This window comes from Bacteroides sp. 3_1_13, assembly GCF_001185845.1.
Classification (GTDB): Bacteria; Bacteroidota; Bacteroidia; order Bacteroidales; family Bacteroidaceae; genus Bacteroides; species Bacteroides xylanisolvens.
The window spans coordinates 588,006-609,738 of sequence record NZ_KQ236955.1; the positions used below are offsets into that span (position 1 = coordinate 588,006).

Sequence of the window (21,733 nt, forward strand, 5' to 3'; positions counted from 1 at the left end):
TTTATCCGATTTTTTTTGTCATAATGGCAGTCTGTTCTTCATAGGCAAACATATTAAAAGATTAATTAAAAAAATTATTTATTTAAATATATACTAGTATCACTTTTTTCGATCGTGAATGGCAGGGTTTGCTGAATACATTCAATCACCTCGTCTATATCATCTTTCAAATCTAATTTCCCATACACTTTTTCTTTACCAATAATTGGATCACATTGAATAGATATACCATAGTAGATGCTTAGTCTTTGAATGATCTGCGACAAATCATTACCATTCAATAACATAATCCCCTCTACCCAACTAATATACTCTGCTACATCAACTTGCTTTTGATAAGCAATTGTACCATTTGCTATATTCAACAGATCATTAGGATTCAAACGTGCTTTCTTTTCATTCTTATCAGTAACTTCTACCGCACCTTCCACCAATACAATATTAGTTGTTCCTCCTTTATAATTCGAGATATTGAACCTCGTTCCTAACACTTGCAGTTTAAAATCATCAGACTCCACTATAAAAGGATGTTTCTTATCATGCGCAACTTCCAGGAAAACTTCTCCTTGGGCATAGATTTTACGAATGTCTCCTTTAAAACAACGAGGATAAATCACTTTTGACTGGGAGTTAACGACCAGCCGAGTCCCATCAGACAATTCTACTCTAGCCCTTTTCCCCGCAGGAACAAGTAGCTGATTATATTCTTGTTCCTCTTTGGTTTTCTCTTCTTTCTCTTTTATCACTTGTGAATTGACAGCAACTTTCCCCTCTTTCGAATACTTAATGAAAACATCTTCATCCAAATTAAGCTGTTCCTTGGAAGTAATAAGAGTCACTTCCTCAACAGATTGGCTATCCATTTCTTCAGCAATAGCCTGGAAGTCTAAATTAACACTTCCATTATGATTAAAAAAATAAATAGTTGAAATGCAAATCAAAAAGGAAGCAGCAATAGAAGCTGAAGCAACTAAGAAATATTTCTTTCTGCGCTTCATAGCATCTTTTCGCATCTTTCGTTGAGTCTTCTCTATGATAGAAGATGAATCAATCTTTTCCTGCACACAATTTTCCCAAAAGAATTTCAACTTCTCAGCATCAGGCATAGAAGTAAAATCATCCTCAATATTTTCTTGAGAATTCAATTTACTAAATAAATCTGCGAGACGATGGTATTCTTTCAAGCTCATAATCCTATTTTAATGTTGTTCTATAGATAAAGACGCAACTAAAAAAAAAATCTCCCAGTCAAAAATGATTTTTTTTCATTTTTCGGGTAAAAAGAATAAAAGTGGAGTTAGCTATGTGAAAAAATAAGGCATTAATAAGCAGGAGAGTAAAAAACTTAGCTCTTGCGAGATTTCATATTCAATCTTTTAGCAATTTCATCTAACGCAAAAGCAATATGGTTATTGATAGTCTTCACTGATATGTTCAACATATCTGCAATATCTTTATAAGGAAGCCCGTCTATTTTTGCTAAGAAAAAGACATGTTTACACTTGGGAGGAAGTTGTTGAATGGCGTCATTAATTTTAGCCATTTCTTCCTTACTAATCATCTCCTCGGCTGGAGATTGAACCGGCTCAAAAATAAAATCTTCGATATCATCAAATGACAATTCATACTTTCCAGTTTCCTTCCGCAAAAAAGAAATCGCTTTTCGATAGGTGATTGTCTGGATCCAAGCATTCATATTGCCAATTTCAGCCAGACTTTTTCTATTTTTCCAAACTTCAAAAAAAACATCACTCACAATCTCTTCAGCTGACTCCTTCTGGCCAAGTAGCGCAAATGTATAGTGATATAAACGCGAAGAATAATGCTCCATAAAACGATTGAAAGCAATTTCATCGCCGTCTACTATTCTACATATTTCATTATTCTCAAGTTTCACAGAAGTATTTATAGATTATTTCCAATTAACAAAATTGAGCCAAATATAGCAGTATCGTATCAATTATGAAAATAAAACACCATAAAAAGGAATTAAAAGTTATCAATTATAGAAAAATGGCTATAATAAAAACATTACCATTTAGCTATAAAAGTCTCTTACTTAAATAACGTACAGGATACCATACAGAGAGAAAACCAACGGCTAAAACTGTGATAAAGATTAATACGACATCCCAAGCGTGAACGCTGACAGGATAGGCGTCTACAACAAAAGTACCACCACCGCCTCCCAATGAAATTATACCAAATCTCTGTTGGATAAAACATAGGATTAAGCCCAGGGCAATACCGGAGATAGCGCCAAAAAGAGAAATGAGACGTCCTTCAAAGAGGAATATTCGGGAGATGAGTTTATCACTAGCTCCAAGACTCCGCAAAGTTACTACATCATCCTTCTTATCCAAGATCAACATAGAAAGGGAGCCTATCACATTAAAACAGGCTATCATTAAAATAAAAGTGAGGAACAAATAAGAGATTAGCTTCTCTATCTCCATAATACGGAAAACATCTGCCTGCTGCTGATAACGATTCTGAACAACAAAATCATCACCTAGTATGTTTTCTATTTTAGATTGTACCGATGAAGTATTTACATTAGATTTCAATTTCAATTCCATCGCAGAGACTTCTGTTGTATAATCCAGAAGCTGACGAAGAAAATCGAGAGAAGTCAGAATATATTTTCCATCATATTCTTGCTGATTCACCACAAATACGACACCTGGAGAATACAGATAATCACGGTTAAAAGAAGCGCCTGGATTTGCCATGTTCACTTTGGCATTTCGCTTGGGAAGATATACCTGAAGAGGATCGACAAACTCCAAACCAGTTCCCAAAGTCGCAACCAATTCCACTCCCATGACGCCATAATTCACGATCGAATCATGAAGAACGAATTCTCCCGCGCCATAAAGTATGCTGTCTATGGCCGTCAACTCTTCAAAATTATCTTCCACCCCTTTTAGTACAACCATAGCCTGACGGTCCTTGTATTGCACCATTGCATTCTCTTCGAGCGTCTCTGTAAACACTTCCACTTCAGGAAGCTCACAAACGGCACGAATCCGTTCATCTTGTGCATCAAAGACTTTTCCTTCACGGACCGTAATTTTCAACTGCGGATCAAAAGCCGTAAAAAAGCTGGCCACCATATCCTGAAAACCATTAAAAACAGAAAGAGTGCAAACCAAAGCAAGCGTAGCAAGAGCCACTCCACATACGGAAATGCCGGATATGATATTAATAGCATTATGCTTTTTCTTTGAAAAAAGATAACGCCTGGCTATATAAAAAGGGAAGTTCACCTCTGCAATGAGTTATTTCACTTCAGCAATGAATCTATTTTCTCAATATAATCCAATGAATCATCCACGAAGAATTTCAGTTCAGGAATGATACGTAGCTGGTGACGTACACGAGTCCCAAGCTCATAACGAATGGATTTCATATTGTTATTGATATTCTTCACCATCTCTTCTGCTTTCTCTGAAGGAAAAACACTGAGGTAGACACGGGCAATACTCATATCAGGACTGATGCGAACTGCGCTAACAGAGACCAATGTACCCGGCATGGACTTTGTTTGAAGCAGGAATATCTCACTTAGCTCTTTCTGCAACAGGCGAGATATCTTATTCTGTCTGGTTGTTTCCATAAAGTTATTTACTGTTTTACAATTTACTACTTATTATTTTCTTCCTTATGATCGTTAATCCGTCACGCAAAGGAAGTATTACTTTTTCCACTCGCACATCTTGTGCTACCAAATCATTAAAGGCTTTAATACCAATTGTTTGAGCGTCCGTATTGCGAGGCTGTTCAAGCACATGCCCGTCCCACAAAGTATTATCAGCAATGATATATCCGCCTTCGGAAAGATACGCCAATGTCATCTCGTAGTATTCAATATACTTACGTTTATCGCCATCAATAAAAGCCATATCAAAAGTAACACCTAAACGCGGAACAAGTTCTAAAGCATCACCTATATAAAAACGAATTTTATCGGCAAACGGTGATTTCTCCAGCCATGGACGGGTAAAGTCCTCTTGTTCATCATTGATCTCAAACGTATGCAACAGTCCACCTTCCGGCAGACCTTCCGCCAAACAAAGGGCGGAGTAGCCGCTATACGTTCCGATTTCCAATATCTGACGAGGCTGAATCATTTCTACAAACATCTTCAGCATCCGTCCCTGCAAATGCCCGGAAGCCATACGAGGACGAAGGAGCTTTACATGCGTATCCCGATAGAGCGATTTCAAGTAATCGCTCTCGGGATCAATATGCTGCAAAATATATTCGTCTATCGATTCGGTTTCCTGCATAAAACTTACCTCTTTAAAAATTAAAGATAACGGTTGTTGTTAGGTAATACAGTCTCCTCTGCATGCTTCAAAGCATCTTCCACTACATTGATTTCGAGGAATGAGGTCTTTGTCCCTGCCTTACCACTACTTAAATAACCAACCATATCGGAAGGCTGCAAACGGCCTTCTTTCAACAGACGGCGCAATGCCGCAAAGTAATATTGCTGTCCGTTAGCCAATTCCGGCATATAGATAGCTTCCACACCATAAGACAAAGCCAAATGACGCATTGTCTTTTCTTTATAGCAGATAGCCAGCACTGGATACTTTCCACGGAAAGCAGCCAGATTACGAGCAGTGCGTCCGCTATAACTATCAGTGATAATAGCACGTATTTTTAGCTTAGAAGTAGCTTTTACTGCTTGTTTAGCAAGGAACGCCGTAACATCATTACTATTCTCATCTAACGGAATACGGATATCATTTTCTTCCAGTTTATCTTTTTCTGCCTGAGCCGCAATTTTAGTCATCGTTTTCACCGCTTCTACCGGATACTTACCATAAGCGGTTTCTCCGCTCAACATCAAAGCATCTGTACGATAGTAGATTGCATTGGCAATATCAGTCACTTCCGCACGAGTCGGACGAGGATTATTTATCATTGTATGGAGCATTTGAGTAGCAACAATTACCGGCTTCTTTGCCAGAATACACTTGCGAATCAATACACGCTGGATTCCCGGAATACGTTCTTGAGGCACTTCGATACCCAAGTCACCACGGGCAACCATTACGCCATCTGCCACTTCCAGGATTTCATCGATATTATCCACCCCTTCCTGATTCTCAATCTTAGCAATAATCTTAATATCACTATTATGTGCATCCAGAATTTCACGTATGTCAAGTACATCCTGACGGTTGCGTACGAAAGAGTGAGCGATAAAATCAATATCCTTTTCGATAGCATAAAGAATATTGTTACGGTCTTTTTCCGTTAATGAAGGAAGATTGATGCGAACACCCGGGACATTTACGCTTTTACGGCTTCCCAAAGTAGCATCGTTCTTAACTTCACACAGCAAATAACCATCCGTCTTATCAATAACTTCCAGTTCCAGATCGCCATCATCAATCAGAATCGTACCGCCGATATTCAGGTCAGACACAAAGTTCGGATATGAAACAGCAATACACTCACGAGTTGTTTCCAAATCCGGATTACCTACAATCTTTACTTTCTCTCCTATTTTATATGGAATCGGCTCTGCATTAGCCGTCGTACGAACTTCCGGACCTTTTGTATCCATCAAAATCGCAATACGGTTGGACACAGCACGTACATTTGCAATCAAAGCTTCAAAACCTTCACGGCTAGCGTGCGCTGTATTCATACGCACTACATTCATCCCAGCTTCAAACAACTGTTTTATAAAATCCACATCACAACGTCTATCCGAGATGGAAGCCACAATCTTAGTCTGTTTCAATAACATAGTCTTTCTACCTATTATATATTATTACCTTATTTATTATCTATCCAATAAAGCCTCCAAAGCCAAACGGTACGAATTTAGCCCAAAGCCACAAATCACTCCTTTACAAGCACAAGCAATCATCGATACGTGCCGAAAAGACTCGCGACTATGCACATTGGAAATATGCACCTCAATCACCGGAGATGTCACAGAACGAATAGCATCCTGCAAAGCTATGGAAGTATGTGTATACGCACCTGCATTCAAGATTATACCATCCACATCAAATCCCACCTGCTGTATGCAGTCTATCATTTCTCCCTCGATGTTCGATTGAAAATAGTCGATCTCCACGTCAACGTATCTTTTGCGAAGATCAGCCAAGTAATCTTCAAATGTAACGCTTCCGTAAATGGAAGGTTCACGCTTACCCAACAGATTAATATTCGGGCCATTAATAATTTGTATCTTCATCGCGCAATCCTGTTTTTTTATACCTTTGTATCTGAAAGAATGTGCAAAGGTAGAAAAAAGAAATGGAAATCAACGAAAAAAAGCATAAGAAGGAACAACAAGAGCTGATAATCAGGAAGTATCAGCAGTATCTCAAACTGGAAAAGTCCTTATCTCTTAATACGCTGGATGCCTATCTGACGGATCTGGACAAACTGATGAGCTTTCTGACATTGGAAGGGATTTACGTATTGGACGTATGCCTGTCCGATCTTCAACGTTTTGCGGCCGGATTACATGACATCGGTATTCATCCCCGTTCACAAGCCCGCATTTTATCAGGAATCAAATCATTCTTCCGTTTTCTCATCCTCGAAAACTATCTGGAAGCAGACCCCAGTGAACTATTAGAAGGCCCTAAAATAGGTTTCAAACTTCCTGAAGTACTGACTGTGGAGGAAATTGACCGGATTATCTCCGCCGTCGACCGCAGCAAAGCTGAAGGACAGCGAAACAGAGCTATTTTAGAAACACTATACAGCTGCGGACTTCGGGTATCAGAACTTATCACCCTTAAACTATCCGACCTCTATTTTGATGAAGGCTTTATCAAAGTAGAAGGAAAAGGAAGCAAACAACGACTCGTACCGATCTCCCCCCGGGCCATTAATGAAATAAAGCTTTACATCACAGACCGTAACCAGATTGAAGTGAAAAAAGGGCATGAGGATTTCGTTTTCGTCAGTCAGCGGAGAGGCAAAGGTCTTTCCCGAATTATGATCTTTCATATGATAAAAGAATTAGCACAAAAAGCGGGCATTACCAAAAACATCAGTCCGCACACTTTCCGGCACTCCTTTGCCACTCATTTACTGGAAGGTGGAGCTAATTTGAGAGCCATTCAATGTATGCTCGGACATGAATCCATTGCGACAACGGAAATCTATACCCACATCGACCGCAATATGCTTCGTAGTGAGATTATCGAGCATCACCCACGAAATATCAAGTATAGGAAAGAAAAAGAGGAGTTATTTCATTAAATTATGATAAAATCGCCCCCTTATCTATATAATTATATTAAGAATTAATATCTTTGCGTTACTTTTTCTGTGTGAGCAGAAGGAGGTTGGCAAATAGACGATATTTCAATTACAAACATTTAATTTATACCTAAAATGACTAAGAAGTTGTACTTGCCTTTACTCATGGCAATGGTTGTTGCATTATTCTCTTCTTGCAGCAAAAAAATGGGTGAATTGTCAGCTGATTACTTCACTGTTACTCCGCAAGTGCTGGAGGCAGTAGGTGGTAAAGTTCCTGCGACCATCAATGGTAAATTTCCTGAAAAGTATTTCAACAAAAAAGCGGTTGTAGAAGTTACTCCGGTTTTGAAATGGAATGGCGGCGAAGCTAAAGGCCAACCAGCTACTTTCCAAGGTGAAAAAGTGGAAGGTAACGACCAGACTATCTCTTACAAGATGGGCGGTAGCTACACAATGAAAACTTCTTTTGACTATGTTCCTGAAATGGCTAAGTCAGAATTGTATCTGGAATTCAAAGCTACTATCGGAAAGAAAGTGGTGACTATTCCTGCTGTGAAAATAGCTGATGGTGTAATCTCTACTTCTGAATTAGTAAACAATACATTAGGTAACGCTAACCCTGCATTGGGCGAAGACGCTTTCCAACGTATCATCAAAGAAAAACACGATGCCAACATCATGTTCTTGATCCAACAAGCTAACATTCGTTCCAGCGAATTGAAGACTGCTAAAGAATTCAACAAAGAAGTAGCTAACGTTAACGAAGCTGCTAACAAGAAGATCAGCAACATCGAAGTTTCTGCATACGCTTCTCCTGATGGTGGTGTAAGCTTGAATACTACTCTTGCTGAAAACCGTGAAGGCAACACAACTAAGATGTTGAGCAAAGACCTGAAGAAAGCAAAAATCGATGCTCCGATCGATGCTAAATATACTGCACAGGACTGGGAAGGTTTCCAAGAACTGGTTTCTAAATCTAACATCCAAGACAAAGAGTTGATTCTCCGCGTTATTGCAATGTACCAAGATCCTGCTCAAAGAGAAAGCGAAATCAAGAACATCTCTGCTGTATACAAAGAATTGGCTAACACAATTCTTCCTCAATTGCGTCGTTCTCGTTTGACTTTGAACTATGAAATCATCGGTAAGTCTGACGAAGAAATCGCTAAGTTGGCTTCTTCTAATCCTTCTGAACTGAACGTAGAAGAATTGCTGTATGCTGCTACACTGACTAGCGATCCTGCTAAGCAAGAAGTTATCTACACCCAAGCTACCAAACAGTTCCCGAACGATTACCGTGGTTACAACAACTTAGGTAAATTAGCTTACCAAGCTGGTAACATTGACAAAGCAGAATCTTACTTCAAGAAAGCTGCCAGCGTTAATGCTACTCCTGAAGTTAACATGAACTTAGGTTTGATCTCTTTGATGAAGGGTGACAAAGCTGCTGCAGAAGCATACTTCGGTAAAGCTGCCGGCACAAAAGAACTTGGCGAATCTATGGGTAACCTGTACATCGCTCAAGGTCAATACGAAAGAGCAGTAAACTCATTCGGTGACTCTAAGACTAACAGTGCTGCTTTGGCTCAAATCCTTGCTAAGGACTACAACAAAGCTAAAAACACGTTGGCTAACGTAGAAAGACCTGATGCTTACACTGACTACTTGATGGCAGTTTTAGGTGCTAGAACTAATAATTCTTCTATGGTAACAAGCAGCTTGAAGAGCGCAGTTGCTAAAGATTCTTCATTAGCTAAGAAAGCAGCTACTGACTTGGAATTTGCTAAATTCTTCACAAATGCAGATTTCATGAACATCGTTAAATAAGAGAATTACACTCTATTTTAAATATTAAGAATTGCCTGTCATTATAAATGACGGGCAATTCTTTTTTTTTATCTGTAAAAACCGTACTTTCGCAGAAAAGAAATCAAAGCAATGAAAAAGAGTAGCATTTTAATCCTCATAATCATTTGTCTATGCAGTTGTGGTAAATCTTCAAAGAAGGTTAGCATAACCGGGGAAATCAAAGGTCTGGGCACAGATACGCTTTATCTGTATGGAATGGACGAATCATTCGACCGGATAGATACCATTTTCGCGAAGAACGATAAATTCTCTTATACAGCTTCAATAGACACCATTACTTCTGCCTTTTTACTTATTGACAATCAGACAGAATATCCAATCTTCCTTGACAAAGGAAATCAAATCAAAATAAAAGGAGATATCAATCACCCGGAATATCTGGATATCAATGGTAATATATATAATGAAGAGTTTACAACCTTTCAAAAAGAACTAAATAGCCTGCCTACTCCATCCGAGAAAGATTTAGAGCAAAAAGCAGAAGAATTCATCATGAAGCATCATTCTTCTTTTGTCAGCCTCTACTTGTTGGATAAATACTTTGTTCAGAAAGATTCGCCCGATTTCAACAAAATAAAGAAGCTAATTGAAGTCATGACAGGAATATTGCAAGACAAGCTGTATATCGAACAACTCAATGAAGCCATCTCACTGTCAGAGAAAACAGAAACAAGCAAATATGCTCCCTTCTTCAGTCTATCTAACATAAAAGGGGAAAAAATTACCCGGTCATCAGAAGATTTCAAGAAAAAGAACCTGTTAATCAACTTTTGGGCTTCATGGGGAGATAGCATTTCCAATCATCGAAGCAATACCGAGTTAAAAGAGATCTATCAGAAATATAAGAAGAACAAACATATAGCCATGCTCGGTATTTCCCTTGATATGGATAAACAAGAATGGCAGGATGCTATAAAACGTGATACGCTCAATTGGGAACAAGTCTGTGATTTTGGCGGACTAAATTCCGAAGTAGCCAAACAATACGCCATCAAGCAAGTTCCCAGCAACATTCTTCTGTCGGCAGACGGTAAGATTCTCGCGAAAAACCTCAAAGGAGAACAATTGAAGAAGAAAATTGAGGAAGTAGTCACTGCTGCTGAAGAAAAGGAAAAACAAGACAATAAGAAGAAAAAATAACTAGTAATCAAACGTGTTAATTAAAGTATTCGGAGCGGCTGTTCAAGGGATTGATGCAACACTCATCACAATCGAAGTCAACAGCTCACGCGGCTGTATGTTCTATCTCGTCGGCCTTCCGGATTCTGCGGTCAAAGAAAGCCATCAACGTATTATTTCCGCATTGCTGGTAAATGGCTATAAAATGCCCACTAGCAATATAGTAGTTAATATGGCACCAGCCGACATCCGAAAAGAGGGTTCAGCTTATGACTTGCCTCTTGCCATCGGATTGTTAGGGGCTAACGAAACAATCTCTTCCGAGAAGTTTTCCCGCTATTTGTTAATGGGCGAACTAAGTCTGGACGGAAGTATACAACCTATCAAAGGTGCGCTTCCCATTGCTATCAAAGCGCGCGAAGATGGTTTCGAAGGACTAATCATCCCCCAACAAAACGCACGGGAAGCGGCCGTTGTCAATCAATTAAAAGTATACGGAGTCAGTAATATCAAGGAGGTCATCGAATTCTTCAATAATGAACGCGAATTAGAGCCGACTGTTGTTAATACACGGGAAGAATTCTATCAACAACAGACGAACTGTGACTTGGATTTTGCAGACGTTAAAGGGCAAGAGAATGTAAAAAGGGCACTAGAAGTTGCAGCAGCCGGAGGGCATAATTTAATAATGGTAGGTGCTCCGGGTAGCGGTAAATCGATGATGGCCAAACGCCTTCCTTCCATTCTTCCTCCTCTTTCACTGGGTGAAAGTCTGGAAACCACCAAGATACATTCAGTTGCCGGACAACTGAAACGCGGTTCATCATTGATTTCCCAACGCCCATTCCGCGACCCTCACCACACAATTTCCCAGGTGGCGATGGTTGGCGGAGGTAGTTTTCCACAACCCGGAGAAATCAGTCTGGCACATAATGGGGTACTTTTTTTAGATGAATTGCCGGAATTCAACCGAGGAGTGCTGGAAGTGTTGCGTCAACCATTGGAAGACCGCCAGATCACCATTTCCCGCATCAAAAGTACTATCAGCTATCCGGCCAATCTGATGCTGATCGCGTCCATGAACCCTTGTCCATGCGGATACTACAATCATCCGACAAAAGCATGCGTATGCAGTCCCGGGCAAGTACAGAAATACCTGAATAAAATATCCGGTCCGTTATTAGATCGTATTGACATTCAGATAGAGATTGTTCCCGTACCTTTTGATAAGATTTCCGACCAAAGACAAGGGGAACCGAGCAGTATCATTCGGCAACGAGTGATAAAAGCCCGCCAAATGCAGGAAAGACGATATGCCGAATGTACGGGTGTCTATTGTAATGCACAGATGAACAGCAGACTGCTCGCCATGTATGCCCGACCGGACGAAAAAGGACTGGCGCTATTAAAGAGTGCTATGGAGCGACTGAACTTGTCTGCCCGAGCCTACGACCGAATCCTAAAAGTAGCCCGTACAATAGCCGACCTGGAAGGAATGGAGCAAATACGACCGAGCCATCTGGCAGAAGCTATCAGTTATCGGAATCTCGATAGAGAGAATTGGGCAGGATAATTGCAGCGAACATCATACAGAATGAAATTATTTCATCGTCAACGCTATCTTTTTTCATATATTTGTTTTACATTTGTGACAAACAAATATGAAATAAATATGAAAACATCAATCACAAGTCTTTTAATGATATTTTGTTTCAGCATACTGACCTATGCACAAACTCCTCAAGACAGAGCCACTGAATTAAAGGAACAAGCGCAGAGCAGCCTTCATCAAAAAGATTACATCAAAGCGCGTTACTTATTTAAAAAAGCATACGAAGCTTTTGCAGCCCGCGAGAACTATCCACAAGCCATCGAATGTGGCGTTCAAGCCAATGCGCTATATGTCAGAGAGAACTTCTACAAAGAAGGGTTCGAACTTTGTCGCGATATGGATCAACTTATATGGGCCGGAGAACAAAATCAGAAAAAAGTCTTTCATAACCTGCGCTTCCTCGTAAGCAAGGAGCGGTTGCAGATGTACACTGCACTCAAGAATCCGGCACAGGCCAAAATTCAACTGAACAAACTGGAGGAAACGGCCAATCTTGCCAAAAACGACTCGTTAACGGAGACATTACTATATACAAAAGCCAACTATTATTATACTTTCAATCAGAACGCACAAGGCGATGCCTGTTTCCGCAAACTTATCAGCCAATATAAGGAAAAGAAAAACTATGAAAAAGTGAGTGAGTGCTACAAGAATCTTATCGGCATCGCCCGCAAAGCCAATAATGCCCCCTTGATGGAGCGTACCTACGAAAGTTACATTGTCTGGACGGACTCCGTAAAAGCATTGACAGCTCAAGACGAACTAAATGTATTGAAGAGAAAATACGATGAGAGTCTACAGACAATACAGGAAAAAGAGGATACGCTATCTGCCAAACAGTATATTATTATAGGTCTCTGCGCCCTTGTGGTTATCCTTATAGCCGGATTAGTCATACTGGCTGTCATATTGCTGAAATTCATCGCCGGCAATCGTAAATTAAAGAAAAGCGTGAAGATAGCCAATGAGCATAATGAATTAAAAACCAAATTCATACAAAACATATCTTCGCAAATGGAGCCTACCCTGAATACATTGGCCCATTCGGCAGAAGAGCTGTTGCAGAAAGCTCCTCAAGAAGCCGGCCAGATGCAGGGACAAGTGGCCGCTCTGAAAAAATTCAGCGACGACATTCAGGAACTGTCTTCTTTAGAGAACTCATTGACTGAGTTCTATGAACTAGGAGAAATCAATGTAGGAACTTTCTGCGAAAATGTGATGGATAAGGCTAAGGAGTATATAAAAACAGAGGTTACTCCGTCGGTCAATGCACCGAAGCTTCAAGTAAAAACAAACAAGGAACAACTGGAACGTATTCTTCTCTACCTACTAAGAAACGCCGCCATCTATACCGAACAAGGACGCATCAGCCTCGAATTCAAGAAACGTGGCGCACACACGCATCAGTTTATCGTGACGGATACAGGAACAGGTATTCCGGCAGAACAACAGGAAAATCTTTTCAAACCTTTCACGGAAGTGAAAGACCTCACTACAGGAGATGGACTAGGGCTGCCGATCTGTTCACTTATCGCTGCAAAAATGAATGGTAGCCTGACGCTAGATACAGGCTATACCAAAGGAACCCGTTTTATCCTGGAGCTTCACGTGTAGGTTTTGCATATACAAGACTATTTGTATCATTAGTCCATATTTATAAAAAGTATTGTCCTTCTTCTTTTAATCTTTTACGTAAAAGAGCAATATCAATTTTGTGAACGTCATTCCTTGTCTGTTTGATAGCATGCACAGCAGCCATTCCGGCGGCTTCACCTGTCACCAGGCAAGGAGGCATGACCCGCAGACTTCCAAAAGCCTCCTCATCAGTGGAGATACAACGGCCTGCAGTTAATACATTCTTCAGTCCTTTAGGCGTCAGGCAACGATAGGGAATTCCATGCGATTCGCCTTTTTTATAACGTGTCTCTTTATGTCCCGGTTTATGGACATCAATATAGTAACAGTTACGCCCGATCTCATCTTCAAATGTCTTACGCTCCATCCAGTCTTGTACGGTGAAGATATAGTCTCCTTCTAGACGCCATAATAGCCTATTTCTAAATTATTACTTTCCCATAAAAATCTCCGCACGTCCCGGTGTGAACAACTCCCATAAGGAGGCAACAGTCCATCCCGGTGCAAAAATGTCATTATAATATCCCTTTCCATTCTTTCCGTAATCCCAACTGGTATGCTGAACGACTTCCGGATAATAACCTATCTTGGCAATACCGCACATGTGTCCTTCATAAGGCAATAGCTGCCGCATAGAAGTTGAAATCACCTCTGCAAAATTTGAAAAACGAGATTCATTATACTCTTTCGATAACCAGCGAAGTACATCGGCAAACTCAAAAACAAACACGTCAATATGATTATTCTCTACGGAAACATTTCCCCAACCACGTGTTTTCAGACCAATGTCACCTAGCATCTGCCCGGGCGCGAAAGGAACATCCCACAAATAATACCACGATAATGCAAAATAAGCGGCTTGCTTCGTCAGATCAGCATAATGCTTGTGTTCTTCTCCCTTAGTAACCAAGGAAAGATAATAAGTAGCAGTGGCAGCATAAAGCGAAGCCTCTTTATCTTCACAATTCGCATCCAGGGTAGATGAAAAATAATCCGCTTTAGAGATCAGTTCTTTTTCCAGATAATCCGCAGTTCGCTTAGCGCTATCCAGATAACGTTTATCTTTGAAGTACTCATATCCCATCACCAAAGGTAATGTAGCCGAAGGAGTACTTCCTCCACTCTTGTCTACGATAGAAAAATCATCCCGAAACTTCCGCGGAAAACTACCATCAGTATTCTGCAATTGCAGGAACATATCCAACATTTTTTTCAGCCGTTGCTCCCATTCCGAATGCTTACGTCCTTTTTCTTTTTCATAAGCCAGGAAATGAAACATTGCATAAAGCCCTTCCGATTGACGACGAATACTGTGGACCGGATCTTCAAAGTTATTGTCAAAGTTGACCGATTCCTTAAAGAAACCGGCTTCTGTAAATCCGTTCTTCAGATAACTGTCGAATATTTTAGTACTGTTAGTCTTTAAATCCTCCCGATTACATTCCCAACCATATTCCCAGGCGTTGAACGCATTAAGAAGAACACGACCTATAAAACCAACTTCCGCCTGCCCGTTAGAAATACACTGGTCCGTGCGGAGATGTATACCCGAATTATAAACCAATGGATATTTATCCACAAAACTGCTTACAAAAAATTGGCTAAGAGTTTGCTTCATATATTCAATGGAGTAAGAAGTATCTACTGGCTTGGGCAAATATGTATCATAACAATATTCCCAAGTATGCCGCACAAAATCAGAATAATCCTTAGCTTCACCTTCAGTAATTTGCCAAGTCAACAAAATCGTTTCTCCTTTTTTAAGATGCTGATAGGCTGTTACTGCCGGAGCCAATGTCAATTTACGGATATAACTTTTAGGGGCTTCTCGATAGGGAAAACCAAAAGAGAGCATAGATGCACCCTGACGATTCTCAAATCCGGTAAAGCCCAAAGAAGTTTTCCCTGAAAGAATGATTTCACCTTCTTTATGCGTAGCCAGAGCATCCATAGAGAAGTCACCCAAATGGTTTACTATCATAAACCGCTTTTCTTTCTCGCAAAAGATCCCCGTAAGCGGCGCACTCAATCTATCTTCGCGAACCAACCAACTATCTGATGTATGAAACGAGGGAGCTTCCTTAGGAGAACGTAGATTGCGGCGATACCAGAATCCAGGCATATAAAACTGACAGTTATCATGACGATAACCCGTATTCATCCATTGGTAATAGTTGAAGTAAACATCCTCTGCGGCAGTAAGTTGCACTGTCAGCCGCGTACATCCTTGCTGTTCTTCCACCTTATGAAAGACTGACACCGGAAGTTTACCTTCCGAACGCCATTCATAGTCAAAATAACTATTCTCCAACTTGCCTGGATACAGTTTGTAATCCACAGCATCATTACCTGGAACCTTTAAAGATAGTTCTACGTTCACATTTTCAGGAACATACCTTACCGCTCCCATACAGACAGTACCAAACAGAGCTACCGCACAACCTACAAATAACCTTAATATTGTTCTCATACCTATTATATATGTTCTATTATACTTCCATTCCCATTCAATACCTAATGAACTACCGGCCAGTATACCGCATAACGTTCAAAATGAACTTTATAAAAAGGTTCCAGTACTATATTCTCATAACCTTTCAAGTTTATGCTAAACTTCAATGTATTTCCTTCAAGAACAGCCTTTACATGAGCCGGAATCTGCTTGGCAGATTCTCTGAAAGCCGGGATTTTTGTCATCTCTATCTCGTTCATTGCCGTATTATTCATCTTTCCCCAAAAAGTAGCGGGCAGATTTTCCGTTCCCATACGTCCGGCAAGCACGTAAGGCCCATATAACAACGCGATATAACGGTCGGTGCCTATTAAGTTTTCCGTGTATATATGCATCGGAAGTCGCAATGTAATCACATTCTTCCGTTCCCATACCCTGTCTATTATCCAATATCCATCACTACCAAGCAGGGGCTGTTCTTCCTTTCCATTAATCATGAAAGTGGCTTTATCAGTCCAATCCGGCTTACGAATGCGTAGAACCAGTTTCTGCTTTTTCTTTAAATTTAATGCAAAGTCAACCTGTTCGGACTCGGGAATCCGGTTTCGCTGAATAAGTTCAACTCCACCTTCGTGCCAAGAGAGAGCTGAAGGAATGAACAGATTCACTCTAATTTCTTCTTCTTCATGAACATTTGTCACTTTATGACTGTAGATAAACTTACCCAATTTTGCCGGGCTTTCTAGTCCGGTATGTCCACAACACCAGAAGGAACTGTCTCGTGAAGCATAGATACGATAATGCCCCGGCCGCATAGAAGTAAAATAACAGCACATACCTTTCACCGGATCATATGCTGACAAAATATGGTTGAACAAAGTCCTTTCATAGTATGCCGCTTTAGTCGCATCTGGCTGCTGGCTGAACAGAGATTCAGTCAAACGCAACATATTTACAGAATTGCACGTTTCCGGCCCGCTAATATGGAGCATTCTCTCTATAAACTCTTTCTTGGAAAAGAAATGCTCTCCAGTACTGTTTCCACCTATCACCCAAGTATGGTTTTGCGTCACAATATCCCAAAAATTAATAGCTGCAGTAAGAAAACGTTGATCACCAGTAAACATATAGTACTTATGAAAACCTGTAAATTTCGGAATCTGCGTATTGGCATGCCAGCCAAATAAAATATCCTTTCCCTCGGACAGAGGAACCCACATAGCCCGATCATTCAAACGAAGAGCCCAGCCAAGAAAGCGCTCCTGTCCTGTCAACTCATAAGCCTCGACATAAGATTCATTAATCGAACCATGTTCACAAACTAATAATTGTTGAATCTGTTCATCCGTCAGTTTGTCTAATACTTGATAGCCAAACCAATCAGCCAACCGAATCAACATCGGCAACGCTTCTTTCAAGTCACATTGGGTATATGCAGCAGCAAGCCCAAGCAACATCTTATTAATCAAATAAACAGGAGCCCAAGCACCATTGACCGTAGGGTTATTGGTCTTTATCTTCCCTGATGCCACTTCCCGGAATAGCTTTCTACCATCTTTTACCCCTAACAAAAAACCATCTTTGCCAGCTTCCTGACAGAGTTTCAATTCTTTCAGTACATATTTCAATCGTCTTAGCAGTTCTTTATCACCTGTCGACTGATACATCATCGATACTGAAGAAAGATAAAACCCGAGAAATCCTCCTCGTAAAGGACCTGCTCCCCATACATCCTGCGATTCCCAGCCGGCATAAGGTTCAGCTTTCGACGACAACCCCGCTTCTATCCGATAGAAATGAAGCAAAGAATCTGGATTCAGCCAAAGAAGATATTCTTTTCCTTTCTGTTGAAGAGTCTGGAAAGGGCTATCCAACAGACAAACTTCCTTCATTGGAAAATAAGCTTCCTTCTGTACAATCGCCACCGGATGATTCTGGGAGAACACCAATGTCCCTCCCAAAATCCAGCCCGACAATACCATAAACAATCTTTTTACCATTCTGTTATGATCAACCCTATCCATTTCAAACCCTTCTTTATAATTTTGGTCTCTTAGATTCAATCGAAGTAGAATTACCTTCCACCACAGGCCATCCACTTTTCCAATCAACCCTATCTAACAATAACACTCTTCCATGAGGATTGGCAACGCTCACCCCATGATACAAAATCCAATCATTACCAGCTTTATCCGTCATCAGTTCCGCATTGTGTCCTACACCGACAAAACTATTATTCTTATGAATCAGGATTTCGTGGTTGTTTTCCAACATAGGCTTCCCTTGCTTGTCCTGATAAGGCCCCCATAGGGATTTAGAACGTCCTACCACCGTCTGATAAGTACTCTTCAGTCCCTCACAGCAAGTACCGGTAGAAGCAAACATATAGTAATAACCCTTCTTTTTATGAATATAAGTCCCTTCATAAGCGGTTCCGGCTATTTGCTTCTTCTCCGCACCCGGTTTTACCGCTAATCCGTCCTCCGTCAGTTCCACCCCATAGATTCCACGGAAACTTCCCCAGAACATATATTTCTTTCCGCCGTCCTCTATATAGAAAGGGTCGATCGAGTTCTTGACTCCGATTTCATTGCTCCTGAACATCATTCCGTGATCCTTAAAAGGCCCTTTCGGACTATCGGCGGTAGCTACACCGATCCCGCAAGTCCATTCACCACCCCAACGGGACATTGAATAATAAAGCACATATTTATTGCCGATCTTATTGATATCGGGGGCCCACAAATTTCCTTTCGGTTCGAAAGTAGGGCGTGTTTCAGGGGTGAAAGCAGTACCTACAGACTCCCAATTCACCAAATCCTTAGAGCGGTGAATCGGCAAGTTCCGGATATCTTCCGTTGCATACAAATAGAAATAGCCATCATCTCCCTTAATCACACTGGGATCGGGTAGACTGTAATTCACCACCGGATTCTTGTAAGTCTTAGCAGGGCCTCCTGCCATAAGCGAAAGGCTTATGGCAAGAAGTGCTTCTATTAAAACCAGTTTCCTCATATACTTATTTTCCATGTTTCTGATGGTTTCCTTCTTTTCCCAATGCTTCTCCGAGCGCATCCAACATTCCATAACCAAAACGGTTGTCCGGCAACAAATAATGCCCTTCCGACCATTCATTGAAACAAGCGATAGTCAAAATACGGGGTACCTCCGGGTGCTTGTTCAAATACACGAAAGAAGACTGGACAAATGCCTTAAAGGAAGCAGGGTTCTCATTCTTAAAGATAGTACATGCAGGCCATTGGCTGCGATTCGGCTTTTCCGGACGACTGACAGGAGCAATATATCTCGGTGTAGAGTCCCAGCCCGGAGCCACTGCCGGAATATAAGGGATATCAAACTGACCATGATGCTCATCCCAAAGTTTGAACGCTACATCAGCCGCAACAGTTCCGTAGTCAGGCAATTCGATTTCTTTCGGTTGAAAACGACCGGCAATCCAGTCCATCGGGTTATAAGAACCAACTGTGCTATAACCTTCTTCTTTCATATTCCCACAACTGAAGCCAGTTACATGGAAATGCAATCCTTTATGTCCCAATTTCTTGGCATAATCTGTCAGCTCGGCAAATAATTGTTTCACTCCGGCAACTCCTAATTTAGATTCCAAACGACGGGCATCCCAAATACAGATAACAGGCTTGCCATCGATTCGCCAATAATTCTCCAAATGACAATAGCGGGAAATCATATAAGAAAGGCTTTTCCAACATTCTTCTTTAGAGAAGTCAGGAGCATCATAGCTAGGAGGATAAGCATTACTTCCATCTGTTTTCTTTGTCGGATATAGTACATACCAAGGATGATTAGTCCACATACAAGCAAACTTCACATCTTTTGCATTGTTAGCTTCCAGAAAACCATTCTCCAACGCTTCGTGCAAACAAGGTTTGCCGTCATACCAGTACCAGTCCCAAATCAGGACGTCAATACCACTTTGCTTGCAAAGCTTATTATAAGTCTCCCAGGTGGACGGCTTACTCTCGTCCAATTCGCCTAACAAAGGAGTACGCGGCTGTTGGTGTCCGTCAAACCAGGGACGCGCACTTCTAATCAGATTATATTCCGTCCATCCCTGCGAATATATTTTATTATGTAAAGCTGAAGCATGGTAATTCGGGAAAGCGTAAGCAGCTACTGTCAATCCTTCGGGCTTCTTCAATAAAGCAAGGTCGCCCGCAAGTGTTTCCAAATCATCTGGCAGACGATTCACTTTTTCTTTTCCTTTTTTCTGAGCGTAAGCAGGAAGTAATCCTACAATTAGTAGGAGAACGATTAGTTTCCCTACACGATTCACTAATTTCTTATTCATACATTTTTTATTATATATATTTATACTTGATATCTTTTACCTGTTTGTCTCCATATGTCCATACTCCGGTTGCTCATTTAGCAACATAGTCATAGCAGCAATACCTCTATTTTGTCATTCACTTTCACTGAAGTACCCCCTTTTTCTATGAATAAGAATTCAAGAAGCATAATAACAAAATAAGCGAACAACAAGATCCTTTCATCACTTTTTATTCTTGTGTTTATTTCCAAATACAGTTTTTACAGCTTCCAGGTAAGAGGTTCCATTCACAATATCCGGCTCCAAATAACTACCCTCTGTCCACTCATTCCAACAATTTATATTCAAAATATGGGGAGAAGCCGGGTCATTCAGCAAACGATCTTTTGTCAATTGTAATGCTTTCTTAAAATTTTCAGGGGTATTATTCCCCATTATATTGGTATAGGGATATACTTGGTTACCCTTCCACGGTTTGTTCTGATTCGTTCGCGGAGTAGGATCCCAGCCCATCGTTACATTCGGATAATATGGAACTTGATACGTATTTTTCGCTTTTTCCCAATGAGTAAAATACTGGTCCCTCACATAATTGTAATCCGTTTGCGGTTTGTTCAGCCACGCATGGTGAATCCACACATAAGAAGTTGCAGAATCAAAGCCCAGTACTTTAATCAGAGCCGGGATGTCTTTCGGAGCATCTTGTCCCGGAAGAATCGGCATACCCCATGCAATCAGATTCCAATGAACGCCTTTCAGACCTGCTTTTATCGCTTTCTCACGAAGCTGATCCATTGCTTTACGCGTAGCTTCCAAAGATCCAAAACTTTCTATAAACCGATGAATATCATAAATTGAAAAATATGCTTTCCCGTCTATTTTCCAATAGTTCGGCTGTGTAAAATAGTCGTGAATCAGTTCATTTCCGATTTTATCGAAACTTTCAGGAGTGACCTTTCCTGAATACAGCCAATCTTGCTTTTCACCTAATGTATATGGATATAAATCTTGCCAGTTATGATTCGCCCACATAAGAGCAAATTTTATTTTCCGACAGTTTTTCGCTTGTAAGAAACCCTCGTCTAAACAACGATTTAGAAAAGGCTTCCCATTATAATTATACCAATCGAAGATAAATACATCAATGCCATGATCCACGGCAGCTTGTATTTTCTTCTTCATTACTTTTGGATTCTTTTCATCAGTATATCCCCATGCTGGAACATTCGGTTGATGATGACCCTCAAAACGAGGTTTAGCCTGTTTCACCAACTCCCATTCAGACCAATCCTCCCAATGCTGGTTACTTATACGGAGGTCGCTCTTATCCCTAGTATGATAATTAGGAAAATAATAACATGCAACCACTATATCTTTTGAACCATTAGTCTTTCTTTCGGTTATCTTCCCTTGAGCAAAAAGGAACAAGCCATATAACAACATAGTTAAAAAGAAGAATAATTGTTTCATTGCATTATCTATT

At 40.6% G+C, this 21,733-nt stretch carries 17 protein-coding genes and 1 pseudogene; 5 read left to right on the top strand and 13 right to left on the bottom strand.

Translation table 11 applies throughout. The features are described from left to right. Positions 1 to 74 precede the first annotated feature (74 nt). From HMPREF9009_RS02260 to aroQ, 7 genes are all read right to left on the bottom strand, one after another. A complete protein-coding gene (locus tag HMPREF9009_RS02260) occupies positions 75 to 1,190 on the bottom strand; it encodes a FecR family protein (RefSeq protein ID WP_049701337.1) in 1,116 nt (371 codons plus the stop codon). 155 nt (positions 1,191 to 1,345) lie between these two features. After that, positions 1,346 to 1,897, bottom strand: a complete 552-nt coding sequence (locus tag HMPREF9009_RS02265) for an RNA polymerase sigma factor (protein ID WP_008642439.1) — start codon at positions 1,895 to 1,897, stop codon at positions 1,346 to 1,348. Between the two features lie 145 nt (positions 1,898 to 2,042). Continuing rightward, the gene (locus HMPREF9009_RS02270) at positions 2,043 to 3,269 is read right to left on the bottom strand and encodes an FtsX-like permease family protein (RefSeq protein ID WP_049701338.1); all 1,227 of its coding nucleotides are present in this window, start codon (positions 3,267 to 3,269) and stop codon (positions 2,043 to 2,045) included. Positions 3,270 to 3,286: 17 nt separating this feature from the next. Next, positions 3,287 to 3,619 carry a 30S ribosome-binding factor RbfA gene (gene rbfA, locus HMPREF9009_RS02275; protein WP_004296522.1) on the bottom strand — a complete coding sequence of 111 codons (333 nt, stop codon included), beginning with the start codon at positions 3,617 to 3,619 and terminating at the stop codon, positions 3,287 to 3,289. Positions 3,620 to 3,635: 16 nt separating this feature from the next. Continuing rightward, positions 3,636 to 4,292 (bottom strand): O-methyltransferase, encoded by a 657-nt coding sequence (locus HMPREF9009_RS02280; RefSeq protein ID WP_008023273.1) that lies wholly within the window; start codon positions 4,290 to 4,292, stop codon positions 3,636 to 3,638. A 20-nt stretch (positions 4,293 to 4,312) separates the two neighbouring features. Then, positions 4,313 to 5,770: a pyruvate kinase gene (pyk, locus tag HMPREF9009_RS02285; protein WP_008023274.1), complete on the bottom strand. Its 1,458-nt coding sequence runs from the start codon at positions 5,768 to 5,770 to the stop codon at positions 4,313 to 4,315. Positions 5,771 to 5,806: 36 nt separating this feature from the next. Beyond that, on the bottom strand, positions 5,807 to 6,226 hold the full coding sequence (gene aroQ, locus HMPREF9009_RS02290) for a type II 3-dehydroquinate dehydratase (RefSeq protein ID WP_004311171.1): 420 nt from the start codon (positions 6,224 to 6,226) through the stop codon (positions 5,807 to 5,809). Positions 6,227 to 6,288: 62 nt separating this feature from the next. Between aroQ and xerD the strand changes: the two genes are divergently transcribed. The 5 genes from xerD to HMPREF9009_RS02315 all read left to right on the top strand — a co-directional run bounded on the left by xerD (position 6,289) and on the right by HMPREF9009_RS02315 (position 13,465). Next, complete coding sequence (xerD, locus tag HMPREF9009_RS02295; RefSeq protein ID WP_004317151.1) at positions 6,289 to 7,248, top strand: site-specific tyrosine recombinase XerD; 960 nt, start codon at positions 6,289 to 6,291, stop codon at positions 7,246 to 7,248. A gap of 135 nt (positions 7,249 to 7,383) precedes the next feature. Then, on the top strand, positions 7,384 to 9,078 hold the full coding sequence (locus HMPREF9009_RS02300; RefSeq protein WP_049701339.1) for a tetratricopeptide repeat protein: 1,695 nt from the start codon (positions 7,384 to 7,386) through the stop codon (positions 9,076 to 9,078). Positions 9,079 to 9,189: 111 nt separating this feature from the next. Next, entirely contained in the window at positions 9,190 to 10,260 is a 1,071-nt protein-coding gene (locus tag HMPREF9009_RS02305) for a TlpA disulfide reductase family protein (protein WP_049701340.1), read from the top strand. 13 nt (positions 10,261 to 10,273) lie between these two features. Next, positions 10,274 to 11,812 (top strand): YifB family Mg chelatase-like AAA ATPase, encoded by a 1,539-nt coding sequence (locus HMPREF9009_RS02310; protein WP_049701341.1) that lies wholly within the window; start codon positions 10,274 to 10,276, stop codon positions 11,810 to 11,812. A 99-nt stretch (positions 11,813 to 11,911) separates the two neighbouring features. Then, complete coding sequence (locus tag HMPREF9009_RS02315; RefSeq protein ID WP_049702209.1) at positions 11,912 to 13,465, top strand: sensor histidine kinase; 1,554 nt, start codon at positions 11,912 to 11,914, stop codon at positions 13,463 to 13,465. A gap of 40 nt (positions 13,466 to 13,505) precedes the next feature. On the opposite strand, the pseudogene HMPREF9009_RS02320 reads toward HMPREF9009_RS02315, so the two are convergent. The 6 genes and pseudogenes from HMPREF9009_RS02320 to HMPREF9009_RS02345 all read right to left on the bottom strand — a co-directional run. Next, a pseudogene (locus HMPREF9009_RS02320) lies at positions 13,506 to 13,892 on the bottom strand (FAD-dependent oxidoreductase); the annotation flags it as partial. 24 nt (positions 13,893 to 13,916) lie between these two features. Next, entirely contained in the window at positions 13,917 to 15,956 is a 2,040-nt protein-coding gene (locus tag HMPREF9009_RS02325) for a hypothetical protein (protein WP_049701343.1), read from the bottom strand. Between the two features lie 44 nt (positions 15,957 to 16,000). Beyond that, positions 16,001 to 17,920: a glycoside hydrolase family 127 protein gene (locus HMPREF9009_RS02330; protein WP_369798456.1), complete on the bottom strand. Its 1,920-nt coding sequence runs from the start codon at positions 17,918 to 17,920 to the stop codon at positions 16,001 to 16,003. Positions 17,921 to 17,975: 55 nt separating this feature from the next. Then, entirely contained in the window at positions 17,976 to 18,953 is a 978-nt protein-coding gene (locus HMPREF9009_RS02335) for a family 43 glycosylhydrolase (protein ID WP_049702210.1), read from the bottom strand. Positions 18,954 to 18,957: 4 nt separating this feature from the next. Continuing rightward, positions 18,958 to 20,268 (bottom strand): glycosyltransferase WbsX family protein, encoded by a 1,311-nt coding sequence (locus HMPREF9009_RS02340; protein ID WP_049701345.1) that lies wholly within the window; start codon positions 20,266 to 20,268, stop codon positions 18,958 to 18,960. 204 nt (positions 20,269 to 20,472) lie between these two features. Continuing rightward, complete coding sequence (locus HMPREF9009_RS02345) at positions 20,473 to 21,720, bottom strand: glycosyltransferase WbsX family protein (protein ID WP_083444133.1); 1,248 nt, start codon at positions 21,718 to 21,720, stop codon at positions 20,473 to 20,475. Positions 21,721 to 21,733 lie beyond the last annotated feature (13 nt).

Excerpts from the sequence above, each read along its gene's own strand:
- rbfA (WP_004296522.1), bottom strand. The coding sequence starts at position 3,619 with ATGGAAACAACCAGACAGAATAAGATATCTCGCCTGTTGCAGAAAGAG.
- HMPREF9009_RS02305 (WP_049701340.1), top strand. The coding sequence starts at position 9,190 with ATGAAAAAGAGTAGCATTTTAATCCTCATAATCATTTGTCTATGCAGT.
- HMPREF9009_RS02325 (WP_049701343.1), bottom strand. The coding sequence starts at position 15,956 with ATGAGAACAATATTAAGGTTATTTGTAGGTTGTGCGGTAGCTCTGTTT.
- HMPREF9009_RS02315 (WP_049702209.1), top strand. The coding sequence starts at position 11,912 with ATGAAAACATCAATCACAAGTCTTTTAATGATATTTTGTTTCAGCATA.
- HMPREF9009_RS02345 (WP_083444133.1), bottom strand. The coding sequence starts at position 21,720 with ATGAAACAATTATTCTTCTTTTTAACTATGTTGTTATATGGCTTGTTC.
- HMPREF9009_RS02340 (WP_049701345.1), bottom strand. The coding sequence starts at position 20,268 with ATGAATAAGAAATTAGTGAATCGTGTAGGGAAACTAATCGTTCTCCTA.
- HMPREF9009_RS02280 (WP_008023273.1), bottom strand. The coding sequence starts at position 4,292 with ATGCAGGAAACCGAATCGATAGACGAATATATTTTGCAGCATATTGAT.
- HMPREF9009_RS02330 (WP_369798456.1), bottom strand. The coding sequence starts at position 17,920 with ATGGTATTGTCGGGCTGGATTTTGGGAGGGACATTGGTGTTCTCCCAG.
- HMPREF9009_RS02300 (WP_049701339.1), top strand. The coding sequence starts at position 7,384 with ATGACTAAGAAGTTGTACTTGCCTTTACTCATGGCAATGGTTGTTGCA.
- aroQ (WP_004311171.1), bottom strand. The coding sequence starts at position 6,226 with ATGAAGATACAAATTATTAATGGCCCGAATATTAATCTGTTGGGTAAG.
- pyk (WP_008023274.1), bottom strand. The coding sequence starts at position 5,770 with ATGTTATTGAAACAGACTAAGATTGTGGCTTCCATCTCGGATAGACGT.
- HMPREF9009_RS02335 (WP_049702210.1), bottom strand. The coding sequence starts at position 18,953 with ATGAGGAAACTGGTTTTAATAGAAGCACTTCTTGCCATAAGCCTTTCG.
- xerD (WP_004317151.1), top strand. The coding sequence starts at position 6,289 with ATGGAAATCAACGAAAAAAAGCATAAGAAGGAACAACAAGAGCTGATA.
- HMPREF9009_RS02260 (WP_049701337.1), bottom strand. The coding sequence starts at position 1,190 with ATGAGCTTGAAAGAATACCATCGTCTCGCAGATTTATTTAGTAAATTG.